Source organism: Maridesulfovibrio sp., from assembly GCF_963676065.1.
Classification (GTDB): Bacteria; Desulfobacterota; Desulfovibrionia; order Desulfovibrionales; family Desulfovibrionaceae; genus Maridesulfovibrio.
This window is the reverse complement of the sequence record NZ_OY780933.1, coordinates 1,173,635-1,193,267: the sequence shown is the minus strand read 5'-3', so window position 1 is coordinate 1,193,267 and position 19,633 is coordinate 1,173,635. Positions and strand designations below refer to the sequence as shown.

Below are 19,633 nucleotides of genomic sequence, written 5' to 3'. Positions count from 1 at the left end.
TAGAGAGTTACCTCAACGGAAGACATCTGGATTAAAAATATCAATACTCTTTTATTGATTTTTTTTAGACAAACAAATACAAGAAAACAAATAAAGAGAGAAGAAGCATGAAGAAACAATTAGAACAACTCATTAAAATATTAAGCAACTGCGCTTTAATAGACTGGATTTCACAAATAATAATCAATATATCATATTCAACCCCAGTTCCTTCATTCCCGCATTCGGTAGTGAGCAATTTATTTTTTGCAATACTTGGGCTGCTAATCTGCATACCTAAAAACATTCTCATAAAGGCTGCAATACCGGCTACACCGACGCCAATATGGCTAGTAGAGGGCCTATGCTTTTCCCTCTATATTTCAGCACTATATTTCGTAAAAAACAGCAGCAACAACTTTAATAAACTCCTGATCATTTCGACAATTATATGGTTCTTTATCAACCTGCTCAGCTCAAACGCACAACTGAAGAAATTACGTAAAAACAAAATATCATTAGAGGCTAACTATCTCACAGCTATAACAAGTATAATTTTAATTATCAGGGAGGTGGCAATATGATACTTATTGCGGGAAAACGTAGATCAGGAAAGACCTGCTATCTATATTTGATGATAGAAAAAATGATACAAAAAAAACTTTTTGGCTGTCAGACACTAGATCAGGATCCAGAAATTCAGGACTACATTGATGATGGACAATGGATAGCAAGAAGTAAACGGACAACAACCCTCAAAGAGCTGACTAGAAAATCTATAACCATGTCTCTGAGCAATGGCGAGAAGCAAATATTATTCACCTTGCCGGACATCTCCGGCGGACAATTAGAGGACATCGCCAAGAAAGCGAAGGAGCTTACTGAGAATCCGCTACCAGCATGGAGAAGAATATTCAAACACTCCAAAGACGAAACAGAACAGCTCCTGCTGAGACTGAGCGAAGCCAGAGGGCTGATTCTAATGACGGACATGGAAGACTATCATTTACCAAATTCAGAATTGGAGACTGAACAGTTAAATGATTGCAAGTTCATAAGACGTTTAGCAACCGTTTTTTCTTTTTATAACGGACTGGACATTGGACACCAGATACAAATTCCAGTTCTTGTTGTTTTAAACAAATCAGACTGTTGTTACGAAAACGATAATGAGAAATACTCTGCGGATCAAAGCGCTGAAGATTTCTTTTGTGAACATATGATGACTGCGAACAACAGCCTTATAAACTGTTTTGGAGCTGAAAACATCAGATATGCATGGCATTCGACAACAGGCAGAGTAATAAGAGAGGATGGGAATATTTGCTCACCGGATTATCCATACTTTAGAGGTATAGACGGCCACATCTACACTAAAAGCTTTATAGAGCTTATAGAGAGGATTGCCATATGATTTCCAGGGTAGATATGCGTCCGGAAACTGCTACATATAATTCAACTGTACAACCTTTAATCGATACAGAATTTGAATTTCTTATATATGACAGCAGTAACAAAAAGCACACATTAATATACCGGAGCAAAACTCTTAGCAGGCTGGAAGGGAGAGATGGAAGAATAATTTTCTCTGTAGACTACACCGAAAGAGAAGAGACGGTTGCTGTATATTTATTTATAAAGGAACTCTTCGCCAAAGTTTCGCAGATCACTCCCCTAACAAAAACAACACTAAACGAATTTACTTCATCTACTGCTATTGAAAAGGAGATAGATAGATTCAATATTTTATTAAAAATTAATAGTGAATGGCAAAGTCCATTTTATGAGCTGTCCCAAGACTCTATACTGAACCAATATATCCATTTCCACGTAAACAAATACATGCAGCAAAACATTCTCTGTGTTGAGTCGGTATCGACTTCCGAATTAATAGCTTCCGCAGCAGAACACAGCAAGGGGAATCCCGTAATAATACCCCTTAATATCGATAGCAACCGGACAATAAAGCATGCATTGGATTATGGATATGACGTAATTGTTCCCAGCAGACAATTTGAAAGAGTATTAAACTCTAAAGAGAGTTTAATAGAAACTAGGGCAAGTGGATGCCACCGCTTAGCCCTATTATCTAGGCTAATAGATATCATTCATAGAAAAATTAACCTCCAAGAACCTGACATTTGTATTGAACAAGGCAGCATTTGCACCAGACAATATACATTTAACGGTGTTGTAAATTACATATCAGCTGAAGCTGTTGAAGTCTGCCGGGAACTTAGGTTAACACCGGAAAGGCTCGACGAAATAATCACTGAAACAAACCCGAAATGTTCAGGGGATTCCAAGGATGACGACTGGAATATGATTCTATATTATGCATCCCTGTATTCAATATTAAATAATAATTTCATACTAAAATTCATAGACTACTCACCTACAGTTATCCCTGCAGAACCAACAGAGACACTGGACATTCCTCAAGAACGCACCCCGCTATATAAGCAGTATTCACACACTTTAAAAATAATGCAGGAGTGGTCTTTAAGAACCCAATACACCGGACAAGTAGGAGGGCACAATGCTCAGTAAAAGAGAAAGAGAAAATATTATAAAATTCATATCAAATTCCGGACTAATAATAACTATACTAATCTGCACAAGCGCATCAGCTTATGCTACTTATATGGGGCTCAGCGAGAGTGTGTCTTCGTATATATCCGGCACTGTTGCCATAGCCAGCTTTTTCTTAATGTTATACTTCTCTAACATTATTGCTAATTTTCTGCAGGGAACTCAGAAAAAGACATCCAAAGTATTGCTTATTATTTTTTCAATTTTTTTAATCTTTTCAAGCTCTACCATGTGGTCCATCGTAGGTTTATCAAAAAACGAAGTGTACAGGTTAGCCAACTATGATCAGTACAAAATATTTTCTAACTCATTCCAATCCTCTGACATAATACAAAAATATAAAGCAGCCGAACAATCAGTAGAAATCGCGAATAACGATATAGCCAGACTGCTGAAGAATTCTGAAGGGGGGATATATACGGGCACAAACAAGAGGGGCACATTATGGAAATCTTCCAAAGTGCTATACGGCAAGACAAACTCTACTTGTCATAAAATTAGAACGTTAACCCTCGCGATTGAAGACGCACAAACTAAAATTACAAATGAAATGTCCACCATGGAAACTGACCCTGAAGCATTTAGCAAATCAAACTACCCGAATCATGTTCGAGTCATAAATATAGCCCTTCAAAAGATACTTAGTCCAGGTATCAATATCGGAATTTCATCCCTTACAAAATCCATGATCACCACCTCAAAAGCAATCAGTAGCTTTGCTACAGGCAAACACTCAAGCACGCAAAAAGCCCTCGCAGCCGAAGCTTCAACACTTCGCAATAATGCAGATCAAATAACAAAGGCTTTTGATCACTTGAACTTTACCCTTAAACCTTTAAAGGATTCTGCTTCGCGTGAACCGACCATATCTTTATGTTTTGCCAACATTTTAAAAATGCTTCACTGGTGGGCCCTCTGCATGACACTAGACTTGGTTCCGTTCTTTTTTATGATCATATTAGTACGAAAAGGAGTTGGGAATATCCATAGTACTCGAATCAATTTCACATCTCAAAAGGCATCTCAGAATTAACAAAGACATCAATGAAAAACTCCCTGCCTCATAAAGACAGGGAGTTTTTTACATCCAAATATAAATCAGCAGCTGATCTGCTAAGCCACCAAATGCTTCTTATAAGCCTGTACGGTATTGATCAGCAGCTGGGCGATGGTCATGGGGCCGACTCCTCCGGGAACCGGGGTCATGGCGGAGGCTACGTCTTCGAGAGCGGCGTAATCGCAGTCACCGACCAGACCTTCGTCTGTACGGTTGATGCCTACGTCGATTACTACAGCGCCATCCTTGACCATTTCTTTCTTGATAAATTTGGGAATGCCGATGGCGGCAAAAACGAAATCTGCGGCTTTAACTTCCTCAGCGAGGTTGTCAGTGCGGGAATGGCAGACGGTAACGGTAGCGTTAGCAAAATCACCGTACTGCATGAGCATCATGGCTAGGGGCTTGCCCACGATGTTGGACCGGCCGACAACCACGGCCTTTTTACCGGAAGTAGGCAGATTGTAGCGCTCCAGCAGGGTCATAATACCTGCGGGTGTGCAGGAACGAAAACCGGGCAGGCCGAGCATGAGCTTACCTACGTTCATGGGGTGGAAACCGTCCACATCCTTGCCGGGATCGATCAGTTCGAGGCAGCGCTGGCTGTCCAGACCTTTAGGCAGGGGCAGCTGCAAGAGAATGCCGTCGATGGTATCGTCATCATTAAGCTTCTGAATTAAAGCCTCGAGATCTTCCTGAGCGACGGAGGCATCGATGCGGTGGGCGGTGGAAACTATTCCCGCTTTTTCGCAGGCTATTTCCTTATTGCGCACGTAAACCTGTGATGCGGGGTCCTCGCCTACAAGAATAACTGCCAAGCCGGGTGCGCGGCCCAGTTTATCTTTAAGTCCGTCTATCTCTACCTTCAGCTCTTCACGAATAGTAAGGGCTGTTTCTTTACCATTCAATATCTGCATTGAAATTCTCCGCTGTTTATGGCCTGTGGGTGGTGATTTTGTATTTTAATTTTCTTATACTGGCAAGATGTCAGTATACACAAAAAGGGCTGCGGGGAGAACCCCACAGCCCTTAAGTAAGCTAAGCAGCCAAAGTATTTACTCGTCTTCGCCGAAGAAAGCTTCCTTCAGAGCAGGACCGTAGTAGATGCCATCATCTTCGAGGTCTTCCTCGATGCGCAGCAGCTGATTGTACTTGGCGAGGCGGTCGGAGCGGCACAGGGAGCCGGTCTTGATCTGGCCTGCGTTAATACCTACGGCGAGGTCAGCGATGAAATGGTCGCTTGTTTCACCGGAACGGTGGGATACAACGTTAGTGTAGCCTGCGGTCTTGGCCAGTTCCATGGTGTCCAGAGTTTCGGTAAGGGTACCGATCTGGTTCAGCTTGATGAGGATGGAGTTGCAAGCGCCGCGCTCGATACCTTCAGCAAGGATATCGGGATTGGTTACGAACAGATCATCACCTACAAGCTGAATTTTTTCACCGAGATCATCGGTCATTTTTACCCAGCCATCCCAGTCGCCTTCAGCAAGGCCGTCTTCGATGGAGATAAGCGGGAAACGCTCTACGAAGTCGGAGTAAAAATCAATCATGCCCTGAGCGTCGAATTCTTTATTTTCACCGGCCAGAACATACTTGCCGTCTTTGTAGAATTCGGAAGCTGCTGCATCGATAGCGAGAGCAACATCAGCACCGGGACGGTAACCAGCTGTTTCAATAGCTTTCATAATATATTCAAAAGCCTGAGCGTGAGACTCGAGGTTCGGTGCGAAACCACCTTCATCACCAACTGCGGTATTATGGCCGTCGGCAGCCAGCAGACCTTTGAGGGTGTGGAAAATTTCAGAACCCATGCGCAGAGCTTCAGCAAAAGTCTCAGCACCGATGGGCATAATCATAAATTCCTGAATATCCAGGTTGTTGGGTGCATGTTCGCCGCCGTTGATGATATTCATCATGGGAACGGGCAGAAGCTTACCGTTTACACCGCCGAGATACTGGTAGAGGGGAATACCGAGCAGATTTGCAGCAGCGCGGGCAACAGCCATGGAAACGCCGAGCATTGCATTTGCGCCGAGGCGTTCTTTATTCTCAGTACCGTCGAGCTCGATGAGGATATTATCGATATTGACCTGACGCAGCGCATCCTGACCGACCAGAGCTTCCGCGATTTCTTCACGAACGTTGGCTACTGCAACCTGCACGCCTTTACCTTTGTAACGATCTTTGTCGCCGTCACGCAGTTCAAGGGCTTCACGGGAACCGGTGGATGCTCCGGAGGGAACAGCCGCACGACCGGTAGCGCCGGATTCAAGAACTACTTCTACTTCTACGGTAGGGTTACCTCTGGAATCCAGAATTTCTCTAGCCCATACTGCGGTAATAGTGCTCATAACAATACTCCTTAAAAATAAATCAACACGTTCCGGTTACTTTGAACTACCGGGCACATTCCCGGCAAAAAACCTACACTAAACTATTTTTCACTGCCAAACCAACCCATGCGCAACCCGTCCAGAAGGAGAGTCGGCTCAACACGGTCAATCGCACGGCAGACTTCAGCAATTTTGGAAGCGAAACCTCCGGTGGCTATAAGCTCAACCTCCCCGCCGAGAGTGTTGCTCAGCCGCTCGCTCAAGCCCTCTACCATGGCCGCAAAACCAAAAATAAGTCCCTGATTGAGACTATCCGCGGTGCTTTTACCGGGCCTGATGGTTTCAGACTCAATCTCGAGTGAAATATGTGGCAGCTTCGCGGTTCCGGAGGCCAGAGCCTTGGTGGAGGAAAGCACTCCGGGACAGATCAGCCCGCCCATGTAATCATTACCAACCACGCAATCAAAAGTGGTGGCGGTTCCGAAATCAACAACAATAAGATTCTTACTATCGCTGATCTGGCGTCCTGAAAAAGCGGTCACAAGTCTATCCGCACCGACTTCCCACGGCCGCTCATACCTGTTATTCAGCGACAGTGGAATTGAGTCAGGTGCAAAGCGGAGCTCGCAGGGGAAAAACCGTTCCACAGCCCGTTTCAGAATCGGATTCATGGGCGGAACAACCGAAGAAACAGCCCCACCGATGATCTCATCATTGGAAAAACCGGCCACCCTACAAATTTCAATGAGCTTCAATCCCCAGGAATCGGCAGTGCCGCCGGGATCGGTCGGCAGGGTGAAGGAGGAGCCGATTTCATCACGGGTGGAAAAACCGATTTTTGTATTGGTATTTCCTACATCAAAAAGTAAAATTGTTTCCGAACTCAAAAGTGGTCTCCGCTGCTTGCTGGATTCATACTCCAAAGTCTAATACCATATTCCGCAAAAACTAAAAACATGATTGCGGTACAATTATGATACAACCTCAACTCTGACGACAAAGGACGCTCAAAAAATGAAAATCAAATTAGATTGTTAATGCCGCCCAGCCTTTTAAAACCTGTATTGATGACCGCCTACTCCATTCTAGGAAATGAATCAATATGGTTTTCTGATCGAAAGTGAACATAAAAATGTTCATAATGCAACATTTATGTAATAATTTGATAGTTTATTGACTTGGATTGAATTAAAAATTAAAAAAAAATAATCCTCAAAAGAGTTATAATTTTACACGAACCCCAATGCGGAGCATGCCGTGCCAGACAAAAAACTTCTCTCCATTGCGGAAATTTCCCGCCTGCTGGAAGTCCCTGAATCAACCCTCCATTACTGGAAAAACCGCTTTGCGCAGTATCTGCCCAGCACAGGCCGCAATAGGCAGAAAAGGTTCAAATCCGAAGCAGTTGAAATTTTTAAAATTATTGCTTCCATGCTCAAGCAGGGCCATACAGCCGACGACGTTATGGCTGAACTGTCCCGCAAATATCCCGTTAATGCAGCCATTGAACCGCAAGGCCCTGATCATGCTCAGTGCGTTGCTCCGGCCCACATGCAGCAGCCCAATCTGGAACCTGCAATCCAACTTGCTGCGGCAATGGGCACGGAAATAGCAAAATCCATTAACGAGGGGCTTAAGGGAATGCTCTCCTGTATGCCTGCCGGAAGTGTGACGGACGATGTAAAAGAATGCATGGCAAAGGCAACAGCTGATTTAAATTCCCAGAATGAAAGCATCGAAGGATTAAAAGACGAGAACACCCAGCTCAGGGAAAAACTTTCTATTATGGAAGCGGAGCTGGTCCGTCTGCGCAAAGACCGTAGGGAAATGGAAAAGTTCCTCCTTGACAAGCTAAAAGCCGTAACTAAATAGACTCAAGCTGTTGAAAAACAGTTGGAGAAGCAAAAGACACAATCAATAACCTTCCGGCTGTCACGTACAGCAGGAAGGAATTTTATGTTTACGGAGGAATTAAATGACTGCACAGACAGAAAAATTCGAATTCAAGGCTGAAGTAAATCAGCTGCTGGACATACTGGTCCACTCACTTTACACCAACCGCGAAATTTTCCTGCGCGAACTGGTTTCCAACGCTTCGGACGCTCTTGATAAAATGCGTTTCGCCATCAACAGCAACCCCGAGCTGGACGATGAAGTGGAACCTGAAATTTTAATTGCCTATGATGAAGAGAAAAAAAGCGTAACCGTGACCGATACCGGTATCGGCATGACCCGCGATGAAGTGATGGCCAACATCGGAACCATCGCCCATTCAGGTTCCGCTGAATTCGTCAAACAGGCTGCCGAGTCCAAGGAAAGCCTCGATTCTCTCATCGGCCGTTTCGGTGTCGGCTTCTATTCTATCTTCATGGTTTCCGATCATGTTGTTGTCCGCACCAACTCCTACAAAAAGGATGAGCCGGCAATCCAGTGGGTTTCCGACGGTAAAAACGCTTACGAACTGACCGAGATCGAAGCGGAAATGGATCACGGAACCAGCATTGAAATTTTCTTGAATGAAGAGAATGTCGAACGCTTCGGCTCCGATGACAAGCTCAAAGACATCGTCAAACGCCACTCCAATTTCGTATCTTTCCCGATCATGATCGGCGGTGAACGTGTTAACACCGTGACCGCCCTCTGGCGTGAACCCAAATTCCAGATCAAGCAGGAGCAGTACGAAGAGTTCTATAAATTCCTGACCTACGACGTGCAGCCCCCGATCGATACCCTGCACTTCTCTGTTGACGCTCCGGTGCAGTTCAACTCCCTGCTCTTCATCCCGGAAAAGGATCTCGACATCTTCGGTATGGACCGCGACAACTGGGGCCTCGACCTCTACGTCCGCCGCGTGCTCATCGAAAAGCAGAACAAAAACCTGCTCCCCGAATACCTGAGCTTCATTAAAGGTGTGGTCGACACTGAAGACCTGCCCCTGAACATCTCCCGCGAGACCCTGCAGGACAATCTGCTCATAGGCAAAATCAGCGCAACCCTGACCAAACAGGTTCTGGGACAGCTGGAAAAACTGGCCAAAGATGACGCGGAAAAATATGCTAAATTCTGGAAAGCCCATTCCAAGATCTTCAAAGCCGGACACATGGATTTCGTCAACCGCGAAAAATACGCCAATCTGCTCCGCTTTGATTCTTCAAAAGCCGGGGACAACACTCTGGTCTCTTTTGCGGATTACATTGAGCGGGCTAAGGAAGACCAGAAAGAGATATACTACTCCTTTGTTGCCAGCCGCGAAGCCGCGAATCTCAACCCGCACCTTGAAATATTCCGCAATAAAGATATCGAGGTACTCTATCTTTACGATCCCATCGATGAATTCGTCATGGAATCCATCCGAGAACACGATGGCTTCAGTTTCGTAGCCGCCGAGTACGCCGACCTTGAAAAGCTGGATAAATTTGAATCCGCTAAAAAAGAAAATGAACCGGAGCCGCTTTCCGAAGATCAGGAAAAAGACATGGACGCCCTCATCGCCAAGATGAAGGAAGTTCTGGGCGAACAGGTCGCAGAAGTGAAAGTTTCCGAAAGACTTTCTGATTCTCCCTGTCGACTGGTAAATCCTGACGGAGCCATGACTTCTTCTATGGAAAAAATCATGAAAGCCATGAACAAGGATAGCTCCATCCCCACCAAAACCATGGAAGTGAATGCCGATCATCCGCTTCTGCGTTCCATGCTTGAGATTTTCAAGGTAAATCCCGAGGACGAGTTCATCGCCCTTTCATCCAACCAACTGCTCGAATCAGCGCTGCTTCTTGAAGGCTACCTGAACGATCCCCACGCACTTGTGGGCCGAATCCAGAGTCTGCTGACCAAGGCCGGCGGATGGTATGCCGAATTGGAAAAGAAAGATTAAACCACGGTCTACTTAACTTTAAAAGCCCCGGAAGCCTTGGCAACCGGGGCTTTTAAATATTTAAAAAACAATGTTGCTGCCTGTGCGCGCTTAAGATAAAATAAATAATAATTCTGCAGAAAAAGCCGCACAGGACTGCTTTCTGCCAGTTCTGCCACTTGGAGAAGGATATGAATTTAATTGAGAAAAACGGGCATTTTGACCTGCAAAGTGCTCTGGACAGATTTTCAGGCGATAGTGAATTACTGGCAGAAGCCATCTCCATTTTCGAAGAGGAAGCGGTAAAACATCTTGCCGAAATCAATAAAAATATCGACCTGAAGAAACTTAAAGAAGCCTCTAAAGATTCACACACCTTAAAAGGAGAATGTGGTGCAGTAGGAGCGATTAAAGCTCAGGCATTGAGCCAATCTATAGAAAAAGCGGCTGCGCTGGGAGACTACGCAACCAGCCGTGAGCTTCTCCCGGAACTGGAAAGGGAAATCGGCATAGCTATAAAACTTCTACCTGATGCCATTAAAGATATAATGTCATAGCGGCACCCGAGTTATTAGCATTGTAACATATACACCTCTTCCGTTTTAAACTTCAATAGAGTAGGCATAATAAACTTTTTATTCAAATATTACAGAAAAATGAAAACAATCCTTATTGTCGATGACGACCCCAGAATGCTTGAGCTCCTCAAGCACTACCTCAGAAAAGAAGAGGTTTCAGCACTGACCGCATCCGACGGCGAGGAAGGCTTGTCATTGTTCAATGGCACTTCCGTCGATCTGGTCATCATCGATATTTTCATGCCCAACATGGACGGGATACAAACCATCCTTGAAATAAAGCAGAAACAAAAGGACTGTAAAATTCTGGTAATCTCCGGCGGCGGCGAATTCACCGGGCTGGAATATTTGAAGCAGGCTAAAGCCCTCGGGGCTAACGAAGCGCTAGTCAAACCGTTCACTCAGGATGATTTTCTGAACACTGTGCGCGTAATGCTTGCTTAGTACTATTCTCGCTCTGAAAACTATCGCCTCGAACAGGCCAGAGTCACTCCCAACCCCACGAAAGTTGCTCCCAAAACTTTATTAATACATTTGCAAACCGCAGTTTCCTTAATAATTCCCTTCACTTTTTCACCCCCGCAGGCATAAATCATCATGCACCCGAAAGCGATGGCGGTAAGCAAAATCAAAAGCATAGCAAAATGCTGTACGGAAGCCTGTCCGCTGCTGATAAACTGAGGGAACAAGGCGCTGAAAAAAATGATTGCCTTGGGGTTACCAGCCGCCACCCAGAACCCTTGAAGAAAAAGTTTCTTGTTTGAGACGTTCCTGCCTGCATCTGCATTATCATCTTCTAAGCTCATCTCACCGGAGAAAAGAACCATGAGACCAAGCCAAACCAGATAAGCAGCCCCGGCGAACTTAACCAGCATGAAAGCTGTATTAGACGCGACAAGTAAAGCTCCGAGTCCGGCGATGGAAACTACGGCCTGCAAAAATGAGGCGGCAGAATTTCCCAAGGCAGTATAAAGTGTGCGCTTGGCTCCATATTTAATTCCATGGCTCAAAGCCAGAATCATACTCGGTCCCGGAATTATGGAAGCCAGAAAAACTGTTATGACGTAAACAGACCAGAATTCAAAGGACATATGCCCACTCCCTTAAAAGAATAAGGCCGTACCCGACAAATATCAGGTACGGCCATTTGATATCAATTCATAATCAGACAGCTAGCCTTCAAGCTCAGCAGCAGCTTTTTCTACGGATTCAATAAATCCCTGACGTGCTTCCCTGATCTTTTCGGCCAGATCTTCGTCATGAAGAGCCAGAATCTGAGCGGCCATCCATGCGGAGTTCTTAGCGCCGACTTTATCAAGAGCGACAGTTCCAACAGGAAATCCCGGAGGCATCTGCACGGTTGCCAGCAATGCGTCCATACCGCCAAGAGCGGAACCGCAGATGGGCACACCCAGCACAGGGCGGATGGTCTTAGCGGCCACAGCGCCAGCAAGATGCGCGGCAAGCCCTGCGGCACATATAAAGATTTCACAGCCGTTTTCTTCCAGCTCCATAACCAGATTCGCAGTCCTTTCCGGAGTACGATGGGCAGAGGACACTGTGAAAACATGGGGGATACCAAGCTTGGTCAACAGATCGGAACAAGGCTGCATTGTGTCCTTATCCGAAATGGACCCCATAAAAATAGCTACTTTTGCACTCATTTTTTAAGACCCTTGTCACCTATGTCGCGACGAAAATAGGCTTTATTAAAAGAGAGGTGAGCCACTGCTTCGTAAGCCTTCTTCTGAGCTGCTCCGAGATCCGCCCCCAGAGCGGTAACACCCAGCACACGTCCGCCGCTGGTTAATGTTTTACCATCTTCATATTTTGTCCCGGCCTGAAATACTTTAACACCTTCAATCTTCTCAGCGTCCTCAAAACCGGTAATTTCCTCTCCCTTTCCGTAAGCGCCGGGATAACCTCCGGCTGCCATGACAACGCAAAGAGAAGTCTCATCCTTAAGTTTCACTTCCACTTCAGGAAGACGATTCTCAACACATGCCAGCATAATTTCAAGCAGATCACAATCCAGACGCATCAAGAGCGGCTGACATTCGGGATCGCCGAAACGGACATTATATTCAAGAACGGAAGGACCGTTTTCAGTATACATGAGTCCGGCATACAGAATTCCGGTGAAAGGCTCGCCGCGCTCGGCAAGCAGTTTGAGGATCGGTTTGATCACCAGTTCTGCGGTTTCAGCGTACTTCTCACGGGGAAGGATCGGGGCCGGGCTATAGGCACCCATACCGCCGGTATTGGGTCCGGTATCTCCTTCACCGACAGCCTTGTGATCCTGTGCTGAAGGCAGCAGGGCATAATCTTCTCCGGCGCAGAAAGCGAGGAAGGAGGCTTCTTCACCCTTTAGGGCTTCTTCTACCACCACACGTTCCCCGGCAGTACCGAAGACGCTTTTGACCATCATATCGTCAAGGGCTTCGACTGCCTCTTCAACGGTTGAAGCCACAACAACCCCCTTACCCGCGGCAAGACCGTCAGCCTTAACCACGATGGGAGCTCCCTTTTCCTCTACAAATCTCTTGGCCTGTTCAAATTCATCAAAGACCTGAAAAGGAGCGGTAGGTACGCCGGCATCACGCATGGTTATCTTGGAAAAAGCTTTGCTGCCTTCAAGATTGGCGGCATAGGCTCCGGGACCGAAACAGGGGATATTTTCTTTGGCTAGAGCTTCTTTGATTCCCAGCACAAGAGGCAGCTCCGGTCCGGCAATTACGAGATCAATTTTATTTTCCTTGGCAAAATTGACCAGTCCGGGCAGGTCGTCATCTTTGATGGGAACGTTGGTCCCTTCAAGCCGGGTCCCGCCGTTACCCGGTGCGATAAAAATTTCAGAAACCTTGGGACTCTGGTTAATTTTCCAAGCCAGAGCGTGTTCTCTTCCGCCTGAACCTACGACAAGTATTTTCATGAAATAATTCCTCTTCGGATTGAACTGATATGACCTGAGGGCGATAAAACACCCTGACAGTTAGTTTGGCAGCAAGGATCACTTAGATAAATATTGCTGATTTGGCAAGAAAATGAGCCCTTCTAAAATATTTATCCATTCACCTTCACATCAGCGGCGATAACGCCAAGGGCCTTGCCTTTGGAATCAAAAAACGGCCCGGATACAGTGATACAATTTTCACCTGTAGCGGAAGACTCATAAACATCAGACACATACAGTGTTTGATCTTCAATAACTGCGCTGAACCACTCCCGGTCGGACCAGTTTTTTCCGCAAGCGGAAGAGTCTTCAGAAAAGCTCTGCCACTGACCGCTGATGTTACTTACTGTCTGGATTCCTTTATGGTCGGTGATATAAAGCAGTTCAAGAAAGCTGTTGTTCCTCAAAGCAGCGTGCATCGCCCTTTCCTGCAATCCCCTATTCATGGAGCGCACATCGGAAGATTTGGCAAGCGAATCAATCACCTCCTGCACCTTACCGTTACCGATCAGTTTGAACACACCGATCATATCATCAAGGTCCGCAACGCGTCCACCAAGAACGGAAACAGCTTCACCAGCCCCGGTCATGGCTTCTCCGGTTTCATTTGAAATGGAATGGACTTCGGTAACAGCATCGCGCACATTATTACTGGCCTCGGCCTGCTGTGCGATTTCCTCGGCAACAAGCCGCACCCTGTGAGAGCTCTTCTCGGCCAGATTCACAATCTCACCTAGTGCTTCTCCGGAACTGCTGGCCAGCCCTGAGGCATTACCGGCCAGATCGTTAATGTGGTTGACCCCGGCAACGGTCATTTCCACATGTTCCTGAATTCTGCCGATTTCGGTACCGACATCACGAGTGGCATCCATGGTTTTTTCCGCAAGGTTCCGTACTTCATCAGCGACAACGGCAAATCCGCGCCCGGCATCACCAGCGCGGGCGGCCTCAATAGCCGCATTCAGCGCCAACAGGTTGGTCTGGTCGGCGATATCGGAAATTACGGACATGATACTGCCGATGGATTCAGCCTGTTTACCGAGAGCCTCCACACGTCCGTTCAATTCATTGGTATTATTCATGACCGTTTTGATGGAATCAATGGTCTCATCCAGTACTGTTTCACCTGAGCGGGCCCGGTCTGCAGCAGATTCTGCGTCCACCGCAGCGGATTCGGCCTGATCGACTGAATGTTTGATGGAGACATCAATCTGTTCCATGGAGGTGACTACTGAAGATATGTATTGAAGCTGCTTCTCCGCTCCTTCGCTGGCCCGGGCAGAAGACTCCCCCAGCATGTTGGAGCTGGTACGGATTCCCTCCACTGCACTTTCAAGGGTGCCGGCTGCGGAAAGAAGCCCCTTACTGCGGGCCTGTTCGCCTTGCGCGCGTGCTTTTTCTGCCATTTTATAAGCATCAAGCTGACGTGAAATTTCAACTTTGCACTGCTTATCAGCTTCATCAAGTTTAACGGCCAGATCGTGAATATGATCCTGCAGGACAACTGCGGAAGGCAACATATCTGAAGAAATATCTAAATCAATTCCCGAACCGGAAACAAGGCCGCCCATCCAGCGATTGACCTTATTCCAGCTGTCCTTGACCTTGACCGCAAGCAGGAATCCGGACACACCGACCACAATCACTGCTGCGCCGAAAAGAGCCAGCAGAGGGAGCAGACTCTTTCCGATAAAAGTTTCCGGCACAAAAACAAAAGCAACGCAAAGCCCCAGCAGAACCAGAACATTTAAAACAACATGAACGATAATCCTGCCAGACATAACAACTCCTTTAAATTTTAGTCTTGAAAATAACTCCAAAAACAGCAGCTTAAACCTTAACCGTTGCCGGTGAGGGTATACTCCAGAGCGTCACTAAGCTCTTTCAGGTGTATTTCATCTTCAATACGGCCCCCTCCCGGACCTTCAACATGAAAGACATCAAACACAGACTGGCCGGTGGTTGAAATACGGGCCATGCGCAAATTAATATTCATACGTGAAAAGAATAAGGCCATATCGTAAAGTATTCCGGCACGATCCTGCGTAATGACCTCGATAAGGGTACACTCTTCGCTGGACTCGTTATCGATATTTATACGGGTGGGAACACGGCCGGGAAGAGGACAGGTCAAAACGGAATTGCGTTTTTTATGCAGCCGGTAATCAAGCGCGAGCCTACCGGTTAAAGCATACATGATGGACCTCTCTACTCTGGCCCAGATGTCGGCGGGAGCACTATATGAAGGGGTTTCCACAATGAAAATATTCACCGCTGTGCCGTCGGACCATGAAAAGATTTCAGCAGAAAGGATATTCACCGAATGCAGGGTCAACACCCCGCTCTGAGCCACAAAAAGATAATCCTGATCTTTTGCGGTAATGACTACCTTGACCCGTTTTTCGTCCTCGGTTTCAAAGGCCCGAACCAGACTGAGTCCCTGCCCGCCCTTGCCGGAAGGTTTACGTACAAGATCTTTTTCATAAAGCCTGTTAAAATCCAGCACCTGCTGCATGTGCAGGACAATTTCATCTGGATCTTCCACCGCAAGGTATCGCTCGGGCATACAGTCAATCAACGACTCCGCAACACTGGAATCCATTTCACCCTGCGCGCACTCCCGAACGCGGCGAATACTTTCCGACAATTGCGCCGCAGGTGCTACATCAATAAACGGATCATCGGAGAGTTCCAGCTCCAGCCCGGAATAAATCTCTCGCAGCAGGGATTCACTCCAGGAATTCCAGACCCGCGGCCCGGTAGCCATGGAATCAGCCATGGAAAGTATAAAAAGCATTCGCAGTTTACGAAGCGAGCCTATCCGCTCGGCAATCTTCTGCAAAGCCTCGGCAGAGCTGAGGTCGATGGACCGTGAAGAACGGACCAGAAGCAGGTGCTCCCGCACCAGAAAAATAACATCTTCCTTAAACAGATCCGGAAAGTCAGTCCGAGCAAGGATGTCTGCGGTTATTTCAGCGCCGCGTTCACTATGATTGCGTTTCCCTTTGCCAATGTCATGCAAAAACGCCCCGAGGATCAAGGCATCGAAATCAGCGGCGGAGATGCATTTACCACCTGCGGAGAATTCATCGCGAAAAATATCGCAGCACTTATGCACGGTCAGCAGGGAATGACGTCCCGGAGGATACTGATGGTAACCGTCATAAGGCACCAGCTCGGCAACCTTGGAAAATTCAGGCAGGAAAGATTTAAAAACCCCGCTGTCGAGCATTTCAACGGAAGCCCGCCAACCGGACTCTCCCTTGAATATATCAATAACCATCTTCAAAGCCCGGGTCAGATTAATCCCCTCGGACGAACTTATGGTTGATACGGCACGACGGGCCTCGCGGGTCAACGGAGCTCCGGTTCGAGACTTTATGCCGAAAACTTCAAGTCCGGCCTTAAGCCCGGCGATTCCCTGATGATCTATAAATGAACGCGAGTCTGCATCAAAGGATTCACGGTAAAGGGCATCTCCCATGGAGCGAACCCTGATCATAGCCTTGTGTATGGAGGTAAGCAGCTGATTACCGCGCTTTGCCGGATCATAGCCTTTGACTCCGCAAAGAGAGGCTGCTTCAGGTAAAATATCGAGAATCAACTTATCCTGTTTGCGTTTTCGCAAGAGGTGTACTGCGCTGCGGGCCTGCATAAGCAGGGCTTCATCCTTGCAGAGATCAACAAGGTCGGTCTGATTCAACGGGGAGTAATCCCCTTTAATGTCTGCGCACCAACGGATGAACTGCACATCCCGCAGGGTGCCCCATCCATTTTTAAGATCCGGTTCAAGGACCACGGAATCCATGCCCTTTCCGGTCTTTGAACGGTTCTCCCAAAGGATACTGCAGAAACTCTCGCCGACAACAGGCAGCACCCCGGACCGGAATTCATTAACCAGTCTACGGAACGGCTCTTCGCGGCCGGCGATAAAACGCAAATCAAGGAGCGAAGCAAGTACCTTGAAATCAGACTTTGCCAGATCAAGGTTCTGCTCTACGGTTCGTACACCGTGGCCCACATCAAATTTTAGATCCCAAAGGGGATGAAAAAGAAAGGATGCCAAATCCTCGAGATCTTCCTGAGCCGTTAGATCCGTAAGGATCAAGACGTCAATGTCCGAAAAAGGAGCCAGCTGTCCACGCCCGTAACCGCCCACAGCCACAATGGAAAGATCATCATGGGAAAAAAGAATTCCCTCGGAAACAGCTTCCTCTATCCTCGCCCGGAAATAATCATCCACAAGACCGCACAATTGCTGTGGATAATCTCGCGGCATGCTTTTTGAGCATGCCGCGAGGAGTATTTCACGTCCCGCCAACAGGCGGTCTACGGATAGTTCCGCTGATAATCCGGGAATAGTTTCTGCGTTCATTTAGATGGCTTCCGGACCGGTCTCACCTGTACGGATGCGCACAACTTCTTCAACCGGGATGACGAAGATCTTGCCGTCACCGACCTTACCGGTCTTTGCAGCTTCACTGACCGCTTCGATCACCTCGGGAACCCGCTCAGCATCAACTACGATCTCGACCTTGGTTTTAGCAATGAAATCAACCTGATATTCGGCACCGCGATAAACTTCTTTATGACCGCCCTGACGTCCGAAACCTTTCACGTCGGTAACGGTCATACCCTTGAGTCCGAGTGCGGCAATGGCATCCTTTACATCATCGACCTTAAAGGGCCTCACTATTACTTCAATTTTCTTCATTTTGCATATCCTGTATTAAAATACCAAACCTCTTGATGTGGAAGTCAAACGGCTGGGGAACCTTGACCGCCGGAGGCAAATTATCACATCCCAAAACACAAACCGCGTCCCGGCGTCTAAATCTGGTACCCGGCTTCACTGTGTTCGGAAACGTCCAGACCGGCGACTTCATCTTCTTCAGAGGGGCGCAGACCATAAACCTTATCGACAACTTTAAAGAGAATCCAGCTTACTACAAAGCAATATCCCCATGTGGCAATGCAGGATTCAATCTGAATCCACAGCTGGGAAGCGTTGCCGTAAAACAAGCCTTCCGCGCCGATGCTGGCAAAAAGACCGGTGGCGATAGCACCGTAAGTTCCGCCAAGACCGTGAATACCCACAACATCAAGGGAGTCATCATAGCCGAATTTGGATTTCATGAGTACTCCGCCGTAGCAGACAATACCGCCGCCGAAGCCGATTAGAATAGAAGCCATGGGAGTTACAAAACCGGCTGCCGGAGTAATAGCGACCAGACCGGCGACAGCTCCAGAAGCGGCACCGAGAGTAGTGGGTTTCCCGCCATGCATACCTTCTACAAGCAACCAGCCAAGGACAGCCGCTGCTGCGGCAAGATGAGTAGTGACAAAAGCATTGGCAGCCAGACCGTCAGCTGCCAGCGCGGAACCGGCGTTAAACCCGAACCAGCCGAACCAAAGCATTCCGGCACCGAGCAGGGTCATAGGCAGGTTGTGGGGGATAAACGGTTCTTTGCCGTATCCTTTACGTTTGCCCATAACCAGACATCCGGCCAGAGCCGCCGCGGCTGAACTCATGTGAACAACTGCGCCGCCCGCAAAGTCAAGAGCGCCGTCTTCTCCCATCCAGCCTCCTCCCCATACCCAGTGGCACATGGGAGAATAGACAAAGATGACCCAGAGAGTAGTAAAAATAAGCAATGCGCCGAATCTCATACGCTCGGCAAAAGCTCCGGTGATAAGTGCGGGGGTGATAACCGCAAACATACACTGAAAAACCATGAAGAGAAGATGAGGCAGATTGCTGGCAGGACTGTTGACCGTGTCCATACCCACGCCATTAAGCGCAAAAAAATCTAGGCCGCCGATTATGCCGCCTATATCGGAGCCGAAAGAAAGGGAATAACCGATAACAGCCCATACTATGGAGACCAATCCAAGCATGATGAAGCTCTGCATGATGGTGGCTAAAACGTTTTTACTACGTACCATACCACCATAAAAAAGGGCCAAGCCCGGAGTCATGAACATGACCAGAGCTGAGCAAATAAGAATAAATGAAGTATCCGCCGAATTCATTTCTAATCAACCCCCGTTGATTCAAGGTTACTTTTACATAAATGTTTCTAAAATTGTCCCCACGAGAGCTTTTTTTACAATTTTAGAAAAAACTACCTTCAAAAGTGCATCTTAGTTGTTTTTTAAGCACCTATTGTGCCAAAACTGGAGAACTAATACTTGCAAAAGCAACAAAAATACACAAAAAAAACATATTTGGAAATTGAGGCCGAATTTTTTACCAATATAATGCAATCAGAACAGAAGGACGCCCCC

At 47.1% G+C, this 19,633-nt stretch carries 18 protein-coding genes; 8 read left to right on the top strand and 10 right to left on the bottom strand.

The window, feature by feature from the left end; translation table 11 throughout:
• Nucleotides 1-107: 107 nt before the first annotated feature.
• From ACKU35_RS05345 to ACKU35_RS05330, 4 genes are read left to right on the top strand one after another with little or no spacing between them, the layout of a single operon-like run.
• Nucleotides 108-563: a hypothetical protein gene (locus ACKU35_RS05345; RefSeq protein WP_319763858.1), complete on the top strand. Its 456-nt coding sequence runs from the start codon at nt 108-110 to the stop codon at nt 561-563.
• A complete protein-coding gene (locus ACKU35_RS05340; protein ID WP_319763856.1) occupies nt 560-1,393 on the top strand; it encodes a hypothetical protein in 834 nt (277 codons plus the stop codon). Before ACKU35_RS05345 ends, ACKU35_RS05340 begins: the two co-directional genes overlap by 4 nt.
• Complete coding sequence (locus ACKU35_RS05335) at nt 1,390-2,529, top strand: hypothetical protein (RefSeq protein ID WP_319763854.1); 1,140 nt, start codon at nt 1,390-1,392, stop codon at nt 2,527-2,529. Before ACKU35_RS05340 ends, ACKU35_RS05335 begins: the two co-directional genes overlap by 4 nt.
• On the top strand, nt 2,519-3,604 hold the full coding sequence (locus ACKU35_RS05330) for a hypothetical protein (protein WP_319763852.1): 1,086 nt from the start codon (nt 2,519-2,521) through the stop codon (nt 3,602-3,604). Before ACKU35_RS05335 ends, ACKU35_RS05330 begins: the two co-directional genes overlap by 11 nt.
• Before the next feature lie 80 nt (nt 3,605-3,684).
• Here ACKU35_RS05330 and folD read toward each other — a convergent pair whose 3' ends face one another.
• The 3 genes from folD to ACKU35_RS05315 form a co-directional block, all read right to left on the bottom strand.
• A complete protein-coding gene (gene folD, locus ACKU35_RS05325; RefSeq protein WP_319763850.1) occupies nt 3,685-4,545 on the bottom strand; it encodes a bifunctional methylenetetrahydrofolate dehydrogenase/methenyltetrahydrofolate cyclohydrolase FolD in 861 nt (286 codons plus the stop codon).
• 138 nt (nt 4,546-4,683) lie between these two features.
• Nucleotides 4,684-5,979, bottom strand: a complete 1,296-nt coding sequence (gene eno / locus ACKU35_RS05320) for a phosphopyruvate hydratase (RefSeq protein WP_319763848.1) — start codon at nt 5,977-5,979, stop codon at nt 4,684-4,686.
• Between the two features lie 83 nt (nt 5,980-6,062).
• A complete protein-coding gene (locus tag ACKU35_RS05315; RefSeq protein ID WP_319763846.1) occupies nt 6,063-6,848 on the bottom strand; it encodes a type III pantothenate kinase in 786 nt (261 codons plus the stop codon).
• 370 nt (nt 6,849-7,218) lie between these two features.
• Between ACKU35_RS05315 and ACKU35_RS05310 the strand changes: the two genes are divergently transcribed.
• From ACKU35_RS05310 to ACKU35_RS05295, 4 genes are all read left to right on the top strand, one after another.
• Complete coding sequence (locus ACKU35_RS05310; RefSeq protein ID WP_319763844.1) at nt 7,219-7,833, top strand: MerR family transcriptional regulator; 615 nt, start codon at nt 7,219-7,221, stop codon at nt 7,831-7,833.
• A gap of 103 nt (nt 7,834-7,936) precedes the next feature.
• The gene (gene htpG / locus ACKU35_RS05305; protein ID WP_319763842.1) at nt 7,937-9,835 is read left to right on the top strand and encodes a molecular chaperone HtpG; all 1,899 of its coding nucleotides are present in this window, start codon (nt 7,937-7,939) and stop codon (nt 9,833-9,835) included.
• 170 nt (nt 9,836-10,005) lie between these two features.
• The gene (locus ACKU35_RS05300) at nt 10,006-10,371 is read left to right on the top strand and encodes an Hpt domain-containing protein (protein WP_319763840.1); all 366 of its coding nucleotides are present in this window, start codon (nt 10,006-10,008) and stop codon (nt 10,369-10,371) included.
• A 99-nt stretch (nt 10,372-10,470) separates the two neighbouring features.
• A complete protein-coding gene (locus tag ACKU35_RS05295; RefSeq protein ID WP_319763838.1) occupies nt 10,471-10,836 on the top strand; it encodes a response regulator in 366 nt (121 codons plus the stop codon).
• A gap of 20 nt (nt 10,837-10,856) precedes the next feature.
• Here the strand turns inward: ACKU35_RS05295 and ACKU35_RS05290 are convergent, their stop codons facing one another.
• The 7 genes from ACKU35_RS05290 to ACKU35_RS05260 form a co-directional block, all read right to left on the bottom strand.
• Nucleotides 10,857-11,483: a LysE family translocator gene (locus ACKU35_RS05290; RefSeq protein ID WP_319763836.1), complete on the bottom strand. Its 627-nt coding sequence runs from the start codon at nt 11,481-11,483 to the stop codon at nt 10,857-10,859.
• A gap of 81 nt (nt 11,484-11,564) precedes the next feature.
• Nucleotides 11,565-12,056: a 5-(carboxyamino)imidazole ribonucleotide mutase gene (gene purE / locus ACKU35_RS05285; protein ID WP_319763834.1), complete on the bottom strand. Its 492-nt coding sequence runs from the start codon at nt 12,054-12,056 to the stop codon at nt 11,565-11,567.
• Nucleotides 12,053-13,324 carry a phosphoribosylamine--glycine ligase gene (gene purD / locus ACKU35_RS05280; protein WP_319763832.1) on the bottom strand — a complete coding sequence of 424 codons (1,272 nt, stop codon included), beginning with the start codon at nt 13,322-13,324 and terminating at the stop codon, nt 12,053-12,055. Before purD ends, purE begins: the two co-directional genes overlap by 4 nt.
• Before the next feature lie 131 nt (nt 13,325-13,455).
• On the bottom strand, nt 13,456-15,126 hold the full coding sequence (locus ACKU35_RS05275; RefSeq protein WP_319763830.1) for a methyl-accepting chemotaxis protein: 1,671 nt from the start codon (nt 15,124-15,126) through the stop codon (nt 13,456-13,458).
• 56 nt (nt 15,127-15,182) lie between these two features.
• Nucleotides 15,183-17,720, bottom strand: a complete 2,538-nt coding sequence (locus tag ACKU35_RS05270; protein WP_319763828.1) for an HD domain-containing protein — start codon at nt 17,718-17,720, stop codon at nt 15,183-15,185.
• Nucleotides 17,721-18,059: a P-II family nitrogen regulator gene (locus tag ACKU35_RS05265; RefSeq protein WP_319763826.1), complete on the bottom strand. Its 339-nt coding sequence runs from the start codon at nt 18,057-18,059 to the stop codon at nt 17,721-17,723. It lies immediately after the preceding gene.
• Between the two features lie 116 nt (nt 18,060-18,175).
• Nucleotides 18,176-19,378, bottom strand: a complete 1,203-nt coding sequence (locus ACKU35_RS05260; RefSeq protein ID WP_319763824.1) for an ammonium transporter — start codon at nt 19,376-19,378, stop codon at nt 18,176-18,178.
• Nucleotides 19,379-19,633 lie beyond the last annotated feature (255 nt).

Excerpts from the sequence above, each read along its gene's own strand:
- ACKU35_RS05300 (WP_319763840.1), top strand. The coding sequence starts at position 10,006 with ATGAATTTAATTGAGAAAAACGGGCATTTTGACCTGCAAAGTGCTCTG.
- ACKU35_RS05290 (WP_319763836.1), bottom strand. The coding sequence starts at position 11,483 with ATGTCCTTTGAATTCTGGTCTGTTTACGTCATAACAGTTTTTCTGGCT.
- purD (WP_319763832.1), bottom strand. The coding sequence starts at position 13,324 with ATGAAAATACTTGTCGTAGGTTCAGGCGGAAGAGAACACGCTCTGGCT.
- purE (WP_319763834.1), bottom strand. The coding sequence starts at position 12,056 with ATGAGTGCAAAAGTAGCTATTTTTATGGGGTCCATTTCGGATAAGGAC.
- ACKU35_RS05345 (WP_319763858.1), top strand. The coding sequence starts at position 108 with ATGAAGAAACAATTAGAACAACTCATTAAAATATTAAGCAACTGCGCT.
- ACKU35_RS05260 (WP_319763824.1), bottom strand. The coding sequence starts at position 19,378 with ATGAATTCGGCGGATACTTCATTTATTCTTATTTGCTCAGCTCTGGTC.
- ACKU35_RS05335 (WP_319763854.1), top strand. The coding sequence starts at position 1,390 with ATGATTTCCAGGGTAGATATGCGTCCGGAAACTGCTACATATAATTCA.
- ACKU35_RS05275 (WP_319763830.1), bottom strand. The coding sequence starts at position 15,126 with ATGTCTGGCAGGATTATCGTTCATGTTGTTTTAAATGTTCTGGTTCTG.
- ACKU35_RS05295 (WP_319763838.1), top strand. The coding sequence starts at position 10,471 with ATGAAAACAATCCTTATTGTCGATGACGACCCCAGAATGCTTGAGCTC.
- ACKU35_RS05330 (WP_319763852.1), top strand. The coding sequence starts at position 2,519 with ATGCTCAGTAAAAGAGAAAGAGAAAATATTATAAAATTCATATCAAAT.
- ACKU35_RS05270 (WP_319763828.1), bottom strand. The coding sequence starts at position 17,720 with ATGAACGCAGAAACTATTCCCGGATTATCAGCGGAACTATCCGTAGAC.
- ACKU35_RS05340 (WP_319763856.1), top strand. The coding sequence starts at position 560 with ATGATACTTATTGCGGGAAAACGTAGATCAGGAAAGACCTGCTATCTA.
- ACKU35_RS05265 (WP_319763826.1), bottom strand. The coding sequence starts at position 18,059 with ATGAAGAAAATTGAAGTAATAGTGAGGCCCTTTAAGGTCGATGATGTA.
- htpG (WP_319763842.1), top strand. The coding sequence starts at position 7,937 with ATGACTGCACAGACAGAAAAATTCGAATTCAAGGCTGAAGTAAATCAG.
- folD (WP_319763850.1), bottom strand. The coding sequence starts at position 4,545 with ATGCAGATATTGAATGGTAAAGAAACAGCCCTTACTATTCGTGAAGAG.
- eno (WP_319763848.1), bottom strand. The coding sequence starts at position 5,979 with ATGAGCACTATTACCGCAGTATGGGCTAGAGAAATTCTGGATTCCAGA.